The 12889-nt window shown below is 61.8% G+C and carries 10 protein-coding genes and 1 pseudogene; 4 read left to right on the top strand and 7 right to left on the bottom strand.

The annotated features are described in order from the left end of the window. Positions 1-15 precede the first annotated feature (15 nt). Positions 16-212 (bottom strand): annotated as a pseudogene (locus tag HJC00_RS32570) (hypothetical protein); the annotation flags it as partial. Between the two features lie 567 nt (positions 213-779). Between HJC00_RS32570 and HJC00_RS14825 the strand changes: the two are divergent. Both HJC00_RS14825 and HJC00_RS14820 read left to right on the top strand, forming a co-directional pair. Beyond that, a complete protein-coding gene (locus tag HJC00_RS14825) occupies positions 780-2486 on the top strand; it encodes an adenylate/guanylate cyclase domain-containing protein (protein WP_221164277.1) in 1707 nt (568 codons plus the stop codon). 186 nt (positions 2487-2672) lie between these two features. Beyond that, entirely contained in the window at positions 2673-3254 is a 582-nt protein-coding gene (locus HJC00_RS14820) for a dihydrofolate reductase family protein (protein WP_210628804.1), read from the top strand. A 206-nt stretch (positions 3255-3460) separates the two neighbouring features. Here the strand turns inward: HJC00_RS14820 and HJC00_RS14815 are convergent, their stop codons facing one another. The 5 genes from HJC00_RS14815 to HJC00_RS14795 all read right to left on the bottom strand — a co-directional run bounded on the left by HJC00_RS14815 (position 3461) and on the right by HJC00_RS14795 (position 10677). Continuing rightward, complete coding sequence (locus tag HJC00_RS14815) at positions 3461-4687, bottom strand: HlyD family secretion protein (protein ID WP_210628805.1); 1227 nt, start codon at positions 4685-4687, stop codon at positions 3461-3463. 2 nt (positions 4688-4689) lie between these two features. Next, a complete protein-coding gene (locus HJC00_RS14810; protein ID WP_210628806.1) occupies positions 4690-5172 on the bottom strand; it encodes a hypothetical protein in 483 nt (160 codons plus the stop codon). A 60-nt stretch (positions 5173-5232) separates the two neighbouring features. Continuing rightward, positions 5233-7383, bottom strand: coding sequence for a mechanosensitive ion channel family protein (locus tag HJC00_RS14805; protein WP_221164276.1), 2151 nt, complete (start codon positions 7381-7383; stop codon positions 5233-5235). A 37-nt stretch (positions 7384-7420) separates the two neighbouring features. Beyond that, a complete protein-coding gene (locus tag HJC00_RS14800) occupies positions 7421-8632 on the bottom strand; it encodes an alpha/beta hydrolase (protein ID WP_221158148.1) in 1212 nt (403 codons plus the stop codon). Positions 8633-8877: 245 nt separating this feature from the next. Continuing rightward, positions 8878-10677: a hypothetical protein gene (locus HJC00_RS14795; RefSeq protein WP_221164275.1), complete on the bottom strand. Its 1800-nt coding sequence runs from the start codon at positions 10675-10677 to the stop codon at positions 8878-8880. Positions 10678-10937: 260 nt separating this feature from the next. Between HJC00_RS14795 and HJC00_RS14790 the strand changes: the two genes are divergently transcribed. Next, complete coding sequence (locus HJC00_RS14790; RefSeq protein ID WP_210628809.1) at positions 10938-11405, top strand: hypothetical protein; 468 nt, start codon at positions 10938-10940, stop codon at positions 11403-11405. A gap of 35 nt (positions 11406-11440) precedes the next feature. After that, a complete protein-coding gene (locus HJC00_RS14785) occupies positions 11441-11929 on the top strand; it encodes a CYTH domain-containing protein (RefSeq protein WP_210628810.1) in 489 nt (162 codons plus the stop codon). Positions 11930-11933: 4 nt separating this feature from the next. Here HJC00_RS14785 and HJC00_RS14780 read toward each other — a convergent pair whose 3' ends face one another. Beyond that, positions 11934-12872, bottom strand: a complete 939-nt coding sequence (locus HJC00_RS14780) for a DUF2950 family protein (protein WP_210628811.1) — start codon at positions 12870-12872, stop codon at positions 11934-11936. Between the last annotated feature and the right edge of the window lie 17 nt (positions 12873-12889).

Below are 12889 nucleotides of genomic sequence, written 5' to 3'. Positions count from 1 at the left end.
AATTCACCGCGTGACGACGCCCTCCTTGGTCATGGGAGTCGTCTTGCCCACTATTCCGCCAGGATCAAGGATGGACGAAGCATTTCTTTCTTCCCACGCCGACCACTCTTTTATACCGACGGCGTCGACTGCATCCTGCTCGGCTTTGGACAGGTTTCGAAAGGACGCCAAGTCCTCGGGCTTCTGGTGTAAACGGCAAGAAAGCGGAGCATCGGTACATCCTCCATTCATCTTTGAAGGTTGCCAATTTATGCGCCTCGCTTCGGAAATCACCTGCCGACAAATAGCGCGGGACGTGGAACGGCGGCTTTGGGGCGCAAAGCTGCCATAACTGTCACAGCGCTATTATTCGAAACGGCAACACGCGCTTAGTCAAGGTGCGAAGCAAACAGCGCTAGCGATGATTGCGCCAAAGCCGATCATTGTGGCGATTTGCGAGACGCCGCGCCGCTGGCGAGTTGGATGGAAGCGCACCTCCGGCCTCCGTCATTCCGGGCCTTGAGCCTGGATATCCGAGTATGCGCGCTGAAGAAGCGCGCAATTTTCACTCCCATCTCAGCGGAAACCGCCGCTCGCCACCAGCCGCCTGGGCGCCCATCACCGGACGTTCAAGAACCGTCCGCTTTCCGTGGATACTCATTACTTCGACGTCCTCGGTCACAAAGAGGGATGACGGCCTGATGGAGGTGGAGGTCGCCCGGGCATTACCTCTTACCATTTGTTGACTCACCCGCGCTTGAACAATACGTTAAGAACCCGGTCGTTGGGCTTGTCCTCAAATGACGAACCATTCTCTTCAGCGTCGCCTTGCCGCCATCGTCGTTGCCGATGTGGTGGGATATTCACGCCTGATGGAGGCTGATGAAGCCGCAACGCTTGAGAACCTCAGGGAACTCCGTTCCGGCGTTATCGAGCCGGCTGTGATGCGTCACAACGGTCGCATCTTCAAGGTCGCGGGCGACGGCTTCCTGATCGAATTCGGCAGCGCGGTGGACGCGGTCGCAGCAGCCTTGGAAATGCAGCGGACCGCCACTGCTGTTGAGGCTTCCGAAGACCGGCGCCTGCTTTTGCGTGTCGGCGTCAATCTGGGAGATGTCATTGACGACGGTTCGGACGTCCTCGGCGACGGCGTCAATGTCGCGGCGCGCCTCCAGACGCTGGCCGCGCCGGGAGGCATCTGCATTTCAGCCAGCGTTCACGGCGAGATCGTCGGCAAGATCGGCGACCGGTTCTTCGATGCAGGCGAACGCTACCTGAAGAACCTCACTCGCCCGGTCCACCTGTGGCATTGGCCGGATGCGCTGCAGAGCGTTTTGCCGCTGCCCGAATGTCCCTCGATCGCTGTATTGCCGTTCACGAACATGAGTGGGGATGAAGCGGACGCGCCTTTCGTCGACGGCTTGACCGAAGACCTGATCACCGACCTTTCCCGCACGGCTGGCCTGTTCGTCATCGCGCGCAATTCCGTGTGGGGCTACAAGGGCAAGCCGGTCGACGTAAAGCTGGTCGCCCAGGAACTCGGCGTCCGCTACGTCCTAGAGGGGAGCGCCAGACGCGCAATGGGCCGTGTCCGCATCAATGCCCAATTGATCGACGCGCTTGGCGGCCAGCACTTGTGGGCCGAACGGTTCGACAGGACGGTGGAAGATGTTTTCGAATTACAGGATGAGGTCAACGCCAAGATTGTTGAAGCCCTCGTCGGCCGGCTGACCATCCCGACGCCGCGCAATCGGCCGAAGAACTTCGAGGCCTACGATCTGTGTGTGCGCGCCCGTCTCCTGACGGAGGAGTCGCCGCAAACCGAGCGTGAGGCCTATATGCTGCTCCAACGCGCGGTCAAGCTCGAGCCAACATATGCCGAGGCGCTCGGTCTGCTCGCCTATAACCGTTGGCTTGCCTGGACGCATTTCGGCGAGCCCGAAGATCCTAACCGCCGGATGGCGGTGACATCAGCGCAGAAGGCGGTCGACCTGGATCCCAACGATGCCGGCTGCCGCTACGTTCTGGGGACCATTTTGGCTTATGAGCGGCGATGGGAGGAATCGGATGCCGCTTTCGCCATGGCCCTGAAACTCGACCCCAATCACGCCGACACCTGGGCCGCCATGTCTGATATGTCCGTGCTGGACGGCAGGATTGCCGACGGACTGGCGCAGATCGAAAAAGCTCTGCGGCTCAATCCCTATCCGGCCTGCTGGTATCTTTGTCATCTTGGGCAGGCGCAATACGCCGCAGGTGACTACGAGGCGGCAACCGCTACACTCCGCAGGAAAGAAACCTATCGCACCAACTCACGCAAATTCCTGGCTGCTGCGCTTGCGCAGTTGGGCCACCGCGAGGAGGCGCGGCGAGAAGCAGAATTGTTCCTGATCGCCCACCCTCATTTCACGATCGCTCATTGGCTCAGTTCCCAGCCGCTGCGCGATGCATCTGTACGAGACCACTTTGTCGACGGCTTCCGAAAGGCTGGCCTGCCGGAGACGTGACAGCGGGCGGGGACAATCCCGACGGGTTGGTGACAATCGGTTCTTTCGACAGTCCAATTGCCGTGCAACATTGATCGTCGTGAATACGTCTAACGCGCCGAACGATCGAATCCCGGCACGGCGCCCACAGCACCTGCCGACAGCACCCTTCGCACACTTGACCTTAAGTCGTCACAGGAGAACGAAATGTCCAAATCCATCCTCGACATGTCGATGTCCCTCGATGGGTATATCGCCGACGATAACGATTATCTTGGAGGCGAGGATGGAGAGCGGCTGCACCACTGGGCGGACGCCGACGGGGGATCCGCTCAGGCCGGGCCCGTGCGTGAATTTGAAGCCGAATGGAAGGCGGCCGGTTCAGTCCTTGCCGGCCGGCGGACCGCCGAGCTCATGGATCACTGGGGAGGCAGTCATGGCGGCGCCCCGATCTTCGTGCCCAGTCACCGGCCTCCGCCGCCCGCCGCCCGTTGGGGTTATCCGTTGGTGACCTACGTGAATGACGGAATCGAGAGCGCGATGGCGCTGGCGAAGGCTGCGGCCGGCGATCGGGACGTACAACTGCGGGGTGGTTATACGGCGCAAGAAGCACTCCGGGCCGGGGTGCTGGACGAGATCCAGATCCATCTGATCCCGGTGCTGCTCGGTCGCGGCCGCCGGCTGTTCGATGTTTTGCCGTCAGAGATCGAACTGGAGCTTGTCAGGGTAATCGACACGCCGGCGGCGACACACATCCGCTATCGTGTCCGTCGCCAATCCAGTTCCTAGCGTCTGACGAGACCGCGGCGGCCTACTATTGCCTGAAGCTGGGCAGCCACGAACATCTGCTCGATGCAAAGGCGCATTTTCAGCTGGTCCGCCGACGGCCATTCGATCGGCTGCTCACGCCGGTCAGCCTCTGGCCATACATGGCCGTAAAAGGCCAGCACCATCGAAATGGGCCGTGGCGTCCTGGCGGACAATGCGCATCGAGCTCAATGCCCGGCGAAAACCAGGGTCTGAACCGGCAGGAACATCGCCTGTATACGCAGGATCATGGCATGCACGAGACCGACCGTGTCGACCACATGCAGGAATAACCAGCGCGGGGTGCTGATGTTGGGATCAGCGAGCGCATCGTGATTGTTGGTATAGGCATTGGCGATGCAACTGCTGCCTGGCGGCACATCATCCAGGCCGCCGTCGAACAGCGGCTGCAGGAACACCGTCAGCGTGCCGGGTTTTGCCAGCTGCTGTACGTCGAGCAGCTGGTCGGTGGGGCGCAGCTGGCCGGCCGCGATCACGTCCTGCACCTCGGTCACCACGAGCGGGATGATGGTGAACGGCTTGCCGACGCAGACGGCCTCCGCGACCATTCCGGGTTTCATCACCTGCGCCTCGATCTGCCCAAAACCGGCGATCAGCGTTCCGCGGCCCGCTTCGCTCGGCACCAGGATGCCGGCAGGACGCAGCATGGTGTTCAGCACATCGCCGGGGCGCAATGTGAATTGCTGGACTGTGCCCGCTACCCCCGCCTTGACGACGGTCTTGTCGAGTTCCACCTGCGCCTCCGCCCGGGCGGCCTCGGCGCTCGCCTTCTGCGCCGGCAGGAGAACGCTGAGTTTGGTTTCCAGCGTCTGTTTCTTGGCAAGCGCAGCGCTGAGGGAGCCTTTGCGGCCTTCGACCGTATTGGTGAGGCGGACCACCTCCCGGCGGGCGACGGCATCGTTTTTCAGGAGCTGGGTCTTCATCTCCAACTCGTCCTCAGCCACTTTCAGGGCGCCGTCGGCCTCCTGAATCTGGCCGTCCATGCTCGCAAGCTCGGTCTGCGCGACCTTCGCTTCGGCTTCGACTTCGGCGATTTGCCGGCTGGCGGTTTCGAATGCCGCCTTCTGCTGTGAATCGTCGAGGCGGAAGAGCGGCGCGCCGGCGGCGACCTTTTCGTTGACGCCGACAAAGACCTCATCCACCCGGCCGGAGGCCTCCGGCAGGATCGTGACCGTGCGGAATATGGCCGTGACCGTTTTTGTCGAGGGATGGAAATAGAAGATCATGGTGATCAGCGAAACGGTCAGGATCAGGCAGGCGGAAATGCCCCAGCGCAGTTCGTACCACATGCTGTAAAGGGTGATCTCCTGGCCGATGCGCTTGCCCTGGACATAGCGTCGATAGAGATAGTCCGGGAAGATGGTCAGCATTGAGCAGAGCATTAATTCGAACATGATCAGATCCCCTCTTCGTGCAGTGTCTTGGCGGGCGTCCGGGCGGGTGGTGCCTCTGCCACTGCTTCTGGCGCTGGCGTCGGCGCGCGGACCGGTTCCGGGTGATCGGCTGCGACCGGCGCCTCATCCTCGAGCTCGTCCGGGTCGCGTCCGGCGAGCCTGGCGAGCGAGCGGGCGATCGAATAGAGCGGGGTCGTAAAATCGGGAAACCGAACGAAGGCCAGGAGCAGACCAAGGATCCAGTAAAGGTGATTGTGGGTGAAGAGCGAGATCAGCGCCAGAACCGCGACAATCTCCATCTGCACCTTGTTGGTGCGGTGGGCGATGCGTTCGGGGATGGCGTGAAGCTGGAAGTAGAGGTTGCCGACCACCAGAATCATCACGATCAGAAAGACGATGACGCCGACAAACAAATAGTCGGTCTGGCCCGGCTCGGTGATGAAGCCGGGCACGTGATCGGTGAGAGCGGAGTGATAGTCTTCCATCGAAATCTCCTTTCCTGAACGCGATAGTCGCCTGCCAGCCGGCAGGCCGCATGGATCATGTCAGCCGGCGCCTGCCACCAGGGCCTGTTTGTGCGCCGTCAGAGCCTGCTGAGCAGCTGCGGCCGTATCGGCAACCTTGTCGCCGGCGACCTGGACGGTCGGCACGGCAAGGCGGATGCCGTTTTCATGGAAGGCCTCATAGATCATCCGCAGCGCCCGGCGCTTCAGCGTGAACTGCTCTCCGGGAAGCGTCATGAACTTCATGCGTAGCAGCAACCCGGAGTCGCCCAGGCTGTCGATGCCCTGCATTTTCAGCGGCTCGATCGTGATGGGTTTGAACTCGGGGTCGGCGAACAGTTCCTGGCCGATCTTCTTGATGATCTTGCGGGCCTTCTCGACGTCGGAATCATAGGCCACGCTGACCGTCATCTTCTCGATCACCCAGTCGCGGCTCATGTTCTGGATCGCGCCCAATTCGCTGAAGGGCACGATGTAGACGGCGCCGCGGTGATGCCTGAGCTTCACCGATCGAAGGCTGAAGGATTCGACGCTTCCCTTGTAATTGCCGCTCTGGATGTATTCGCCGACGCGGAAAGCGTCGTCGAGCAGGTAGAATACGCCGCTGATGATGTCCTTGACGACGGTCTGGGCGCCGAAGCCGATCGCAACGCCGACGACGCCGGCGCCGGCGATCAGCGGCCCGATCTCGACGCCGAGCGAAGACAGCGCCATCATCACTGCAATTGCGGCAAAGAGGATCATCAGAACGTTGCGCAGGATCGGCAGCAGCGTGCGGATCCGCGCCCGGCGGCGGGCCGTGTCGCTGCCGGCCTCTTGGGGCGTATCGGTCTCGCCAAGCTTGCGGTCGATGACGACGCGCACCAGGCTCCAGGCGAGATCGATGACGAGAAGGATGATGCCGGCGCTGAGCATGCCCCTGACGATGCGCAGCATCGGGGTGTCCTGCATCGTCATGCGGGTCAACTCGACATCGAGGGCACGGGCGAGCAGGAGGATGGCCCCGACGATGACCACTGCCCGCACACCGCGCTCCACCAGCACGGAGGCGATGCTTGCCCGCTCGGCCTTTTCCGCGCCGGCGGGAGAGGACAGAATATTGGCGATGGAGACGCGGGTGAGCGCAAGGATGGCCGGCAATGCGGCGCACACCGCGACGATCCAGAAGAGCTTCATCGCGCCGACGACCCAGAGAGCCCAGAGACCGATGAAATAGGCGGTCCATAGCCAATTGCGGATCGTCCGGCCGATGCGGGGCATCCGGCTCTCGACCGGCGCGTCCACCGGCCGGCGCCACAGGCTTTCGATCGCGATCGCCAACAGCACGACACCCAGCGTATAGGCGACGAGCAGCCGCGAGGCGGGGGGAAGGCCGAGCGTTGCAAGCAGCCGCACCGTCACCCAGCCGAAGGCGAACCAGCCGCAGAGATAGGCGAGGCGGCGCGCCCAATGGGCCGCGGCCGGATCGCTGACGGGGACCACGCGAAATCCTGGCTGCGCCGCGGCGGCGGGGGGCGCGAGCCAAATGCGCAGGAGCGCGGCGGCTAGGCGGAAGGCGACGAAGGCGAAGAGGTAGCCGACGACGATTTCGCGCACGAGCGGCGGCCAGTCGAAGATGAGGAAGAAGCCGATGCTGCCGAGCGCGAAAGCGAACACGTGGCATGCTTCCCAGAGAAGTTTGGCGCCGAGAAGGACAAGCCGCTCCCGGACGGTCGAAAAGGACGCCTGCTCCATCCAGGCGCGCCAGCCGCCGCTGATCCGCCGGAAAAACCACTGGGCGGCAAAACCTGCCGCCATGAAGGCGATCAAGAGCACCACCGGCCGGGTGCCGCCGTTCGCCTGGATATCACGCTCGAGCACCGCCGCGGCCGCCATCATCTGCGATGGAAACGAGGTCGCAGCATTCATCAGATCGGAGGAATGCCGGCGGAAGCGTGTGGCGAATTCGGAAAAAGAGGGATCGGTTGGCTTCGCCTCGCCTGGTTCGGCAGCGGCTTTTGCCGCTGCCTGCTGCTTCAGCCAGTCCTGCACCGCCGGATCGGTGGACAAGGCTATGAACTGCTCGATCCGTTCGGCCGGCAGTGCGGCCGGCGGTGTCTGCGACATCGCGGGCATGGCCGTCAGTGCGGCGAGGGATGCGATCACCGCCAGGAGCAGCGTCCGAAGAACGTTCCTTGATGAAACTATCGACATGATCACTCCCAATCCCGCGTATCGCGCACTGCGCGCCCTATGGCCGGCATTCCGTCCTGAAAGCATTGCCACAGGCCGGCTTCGACTTGCCGCCGGGCCCGGCAACCGCGCTGACCTCGGCGGCATAGGCGTCGCGTGTGTCCCGATCGACGACGGCGGCAGGCGCCGCCAACACCAGACCCGCAGCATTGCCCGCGGCGGCCGCCGTTTCCGTCGTCGCCGCAAGAATTCTCTCCCCGAGACCGACTCGGCTGTCAGTCAGCGTCTGTCCTTCCGAGATACGGGCGCCGATCAGCTGGACGATCGCGGGCGAAGCCGCGAACTTGGCGTGGTTGAGAGGGTCGCTGGTCTTCACCTTCGTCAAGTCGATGACATTGATGTCGTATTCCTCGAGTTCCTGCTTGTAAGGCGCCTGCTCCGGATCGATCGAGCCGAGACGGGCGACATCGCCCCAGACCCTTCGGGAGACGGCGAGCGCCTTATCGTCACGGGATACGAAGAGGGTGAATTGGGGGTGCTGCCTTCCCATGTCGGCGATCTGCTGGCGGAACACGTCGACATCGACGTCGGGAGCCGCGAGCATGACGTTCTTGAATTTCGCCGGCAGGCGGCCATTGCGGATCGCCATCTGCCGCAGGCCCTCCATAGCAAGCCAATTGCCCATCGAATGGGCGAGGATCGAGACTTCCTTGATCTCCGGATCATGGTAGAGATATTGAAAGAGCTTCTCCAGCGCGTTGCGGGTGTAATTGGTGCTCTCCCGATCATAGCCGTAGGCCAGCAGCCGTCCGCGCGAGGGCCACGTCACCAGCACCGGCGCGCTATGAACGCCGGAATCATGAACGATCTGGGCAAAACGGTAGACGGAGTCCTCGAAGCGGGTGTTGTAGCCGTGGATGAAGACGAAAACGCTCTTGTCGGGGCTCTTGCGCACGCTGGCGCTGAGCCAGGCCTTTGCGGCATCGACATCCAACTCGGTTGCCTTGAGCGTCGCAAAATCGGTCTTGGGATTGGACGGCAACTTCTTCGGCCAGGCGACTTCACCTTCCTTGCGCCCAGGCGGGATCGAGACGGTGATATCGGCGAAGGTGGGCTGGCGGGCGCGCTCGCCGCTGAACATCTCTCCGGGAACAGGCGAGCGGCTGCGCGTCGTGGCGACCAGCATGTCGACGCGATCGGCGCGGGGGGAGGTTTCGGCGACCGGGGTTAGCACGCCTTTCGGATGCCCGCCGCAGCCTGACAGGCACATCACCGTAACGCAGACCAGAAGCCGTCGAAGCGTCTGCCGAAAAGCGGCCTGAGTGCCGCGCATGTTGCTTATGTTCACACTGCTCCCCACCCTGACGCATGCTGCCGGAGCCGACCCCGGTCCTGCATGGAAGAGATTGGGCCAAAGACGCATCCGCAGGCATGTATGATCCTGTATGTTACAGGTAACAGCACCCTGCGCGTCGTTCGGCCGATGGCGAGGACAGCCGGTCGGACACACCGCCGTCAATTCGCCGGCTGGTCGTTTTGAACTGGCAGGCCGGCAGCCTCCAGCCCGGAGAAAAATCGCTCTTGGTCCTCGATTCTTGCCAGCCGCCGGACGACCTCCCGCCGGACATTCGGGATCAAGGCGGGCGATCGGGCCTCGATCCAGTCGATTTGCTCCTTTGCCTCCGCCGATTTTCCGAGGGTGCCGAGAATCGAAAGCAGGACGAGGCGATGCATCGGATTGTAGTTGAGGTCCGACATGCGCGACCATAATTCGGCAGCCTGGATATCGCCCCGCATGAAGGCGCAGAGCGCCATTCCTACCTCATAGTATCCCTGTGGTCCGGCATTCTTGCCGACCGCCTCCGAAATCAGCTCGCAGCCCCTGTCCCATTTTCCCGACATCGCCAGGCGCAGGCCGTATTCGCCCGCCACTTCGGTGTCGTTTGGATTGCTGGCATACGCAGCTTCGCCGGCCCGCAAGGCCTCGGTTGGGTCATTGCCGAAAAAGTTGGCAAGCATCAACGCCTGCAGAGCTCGGGCATTCTTCGGATCGAGACGCACGGCGCGTTCGGCAAGCTCCTTGGCAATCGCCAGCGTGGCGGCGGTTGGTTTCGTGTTCAGCTGATATGGAAAGCGGAATTCGTCGAGATAGGTGAGCGAAAGAAAGGCAGTGACATTGGAATCATCGGGCATCTTTTCCACAGCATGCTGCAGGCAGGATTTTGCCGCTTCCTGCGCCTGCGGGGTCATTTCGCTCCGATAGCTGTAGTAGGACAGAATGCAGGAAAACGCGTCCGCGTTTCCGGCGATGCTGGCGGTGTCCGCCTCGAATATAACGCCGAATGGGCGCGCGACCGCCGTCGCAATGTCCTCGGCAAGACCTGCCTGCGCCTGCAAGACGCCCTGGACCTTCATGTCCGCATCGTAATTGTTTGCCCAGATGACGGTGCCATCGGCTCGCCGCACAAGTCTGGCCGTCGAGCGCAGCGTTTCGCCTTCCAGCCTGATACTCCCCTGCAAGGCATAGATCGGTTGCGACGACCACTGGCCCTCCCGATTGCGCGGCAAAGCGGCGGCGACGACGATGTCATTGAAGGGAACGAGCTTTTCGATGATGTCATCGGTGATGCCGCGGGAAATGTCGGATGCAACCCCGCTGCCGGAGGCGCTTTCGAAACGTTCGACGACAATGATGGGGTGGCCGACGGCTCCAGACGGCATGTCGTTTTCGGTTTTGAACGTCCCCCCGTGCTGAAGCATCGCGGCGGCGGCGACGAACACGACCGCCGCGCCTCCTGCGGAAAGCCAATATCGGGACCATGCCACACGCCGGTTCGCCTTGTCTCGGCCGTCCGTATCCGCTGCCCGGGCGCCTTGCTGCCCCTCATCTGCCGGAGGTGTCAGCGGAGCGGCCTGTCCGGTTTGCGGCATATCTGCAGGCTGGGCTCCTTGCCTCACCTCGAAGACAGGCGCATAGCCGCCTCTGGGAATTGTAATGACGACCCGGTCCGCGGCGCCGGCGGTCAGGTAATAATGTTCCAGTTCCCTGCGCAGTCGTCCTGCTTCGATACGGACACAGGGATCCTGCTGAGCATCGAAATTTGCATCTCGGCCGAAAACCGCCTGCGCGATGGTAAATGCCTTCAGGTAGTCGCGACGGCCGGCAAGCGTCTCGGTCACCACGAATTCGAGGAACCTCCCCGCTCGCTCTGGAAGACGAAACTCGGGACTGGACAGAATACGCTCAAGTTGCCGCTGCACCTCTTCGGGTGAAGAAATGTCGCTGCTCGCCCTGTCAACGTCTGCATTTGGCATCGGCTCCCCCAGACTCCGATTGCGAACAACCTGCAGCATGCAGTCATCGACGATAGACCTGCGTCGACACAACGGCAATGCTCTTCAGAAGAATAAGCTAATTAAGGATCGCTTTATTCAACGGTCGCCAGGGGCCAATACAGGCCTGTATAGCTCGTACCGGCGTAGGATACCGTATCCTACCGGGGCGGACATGTATTTTACTGCCTTCGTCTCTCCGTGCACTCTATCATCACCTGAACATTCCGGAGGAGGCGGCGATGACATCACCTGAAACGTCCACATCCCATGCTATGACGAGCGCCGAGGAGCTGCGCAAGCGCGCTTTGGAACTCCAGCTCGTGGAAATGGAGCGCAGCGACAAGATCAAGGCGCGTGAAGCGAAGAAACATGCTGATTTTGTCGAGGATTTCTTCCGCAAGCAGATTGGAGAAGCGGAACGCGCCGTCATCAAACGCCTGGTGATGAAAGCGGCCGCGGATGGCAAATACGAGGCGCTGATCTACAGCTTTCCATCGACCTTCTGCACGGACAGCGGCCGCGCGATCAACAATAACCTTGCCGGATGGCAGAAGACGCTGCAGGGGAAGGCGAAGGAGCTGTATGGACTGTTCGAGGAGGTCGCCAAGCCGCAAGGCTACGGTCTGAAGGCGATGATCATCAATTTCCCCGACGGGATGCCTGGAGACGTCGGCTTCTTCCTCACTTGGGAACCCCCTGTCGACTGACGCCAAAGAGCAGGCACGAGCGAGGGAATATCCTGTTGAAAGCGATAGAGATCGAGCGAAAGTTCCTGGTCCGGGACGACAGTTGGCGCGTTTACGCCGACGCGCCGCGCGTCCTGCAACAGGCCTATCTTGGCGTCGATCAGAACTGCGTGCGCGTCCGCCTGATCGACGGGCGTTCCGCGCGCCTGACAATCAAATTCCGCTCGCCAGGCCTGGCCCGCGAGGAATTTGAGTATGACATTCCGGTCGAGGAGGCACGCGATCTCCTTCTCCACGCAGGTCATGTCCTTGAAAAGACCCGATACCGCGTCCTGCATGACGGCCAAAGCTGGGAGGTGGACGTGTTCGCCGGCGCTTACCAGGGATTAACACTCGCCGAAATCGAAATGGCGAGTGAGGATGACCGGTTCAACCTGCCGCAATGGCTGGGGCGCGAGGTCACGGGCGAGCGGCGATACTCCAACCGCGCCATGGCAGCTGCCCCGCCCCCACAACAGCCGGCGGCGCAGGGCGGCGCCGGCTGAAACCTTAATCCTTTACGACGGTCCAATTTGCGTCCGGATTGAAATCCTTGATCGCCGCAGCCTGCTCTTCCGTCGTCGGGCCGAGATCACGCTGGTAGATGACGCTCATTCCGTTGACCATGAACGTCTGCACGCCGGTCACCCTATATTTGACCGGCCAGGCAATCAGCGCAAAACCGCCGGTCATATAGCCGTTGATGACATAACTTTGCTTGCCGCCAAGGACATTGTCTCCCTGGGATGTCAGGATACGGTAGCGATAGCCGTAATAGCCCTCGCCGCGTTTGGCGGCTCCGAACGCGGCCGTTTCGACCAGCGCGCTTGCCGGGCTTTCCTCGGGGTAGACGCTCGGATCCCAGTAAAGGCCATCGAGCTTGCCAGGGCTGCTGATCAATTTCTTCGCGAACTCATAGATGCCGTCGCCGTCACGATCCTCGGATGCGTACCAGTATTGGGCCGCCACATATTCGTGCATGGTATCGATGGTGGCGAGCTCGTTCTCGCCGACGCGGCGATTGATGATTTCTTCAAGGCCACGCTGCGTGTCGAAGAACCATTTGCCGTCCTTGTCTTCGGCCAGCGGAAACGGCAGCGGCCAAAGCCGATCGCCGATTGCGGCGACCTTCAGATTGCCGAGATCCTTCAGAACCACCTGGCGCTCTGCGCCCTCCCGGATCAATCCGTAGGCGATCATCGCCTCGTTGCTGGAACGGAGCTTGTCGGCGTTGAGGCCGAGCAAGGCGGCAAGATCGTCGATATTGTTGGAAGCCAGCACCGACTTCAGTTTGTCGATCGCAAGCTGCGCGCTGTCGAACTTCGGCGAAGACGTCGCCGCCTTGTACGCGGAGAGATCCGTCTGCGCCAGTAGGAGCGTCGGCGTTGCCGAAAACGTGCACAGCGCTGCTGCGAACATGAGCGAAATTACGGTCGATTGGCGTCTCATGATGTCACTCCCTGAGC

Source organism: Rhizobium sp. NLR22b (genome assembly GCF_019685295.1).
Classification (GTDB): domain Bacteria; phylum Pseudomonadota; class Alphaproteobacteria; order Rhizobiales; family Rhizobiaceae; genus Rhizobium.
The sequence above is the reverse complement of the archived record's forward strand: the minus strand, read 5'-3'. Positions and strand labels throughout refer to the sequence as shown.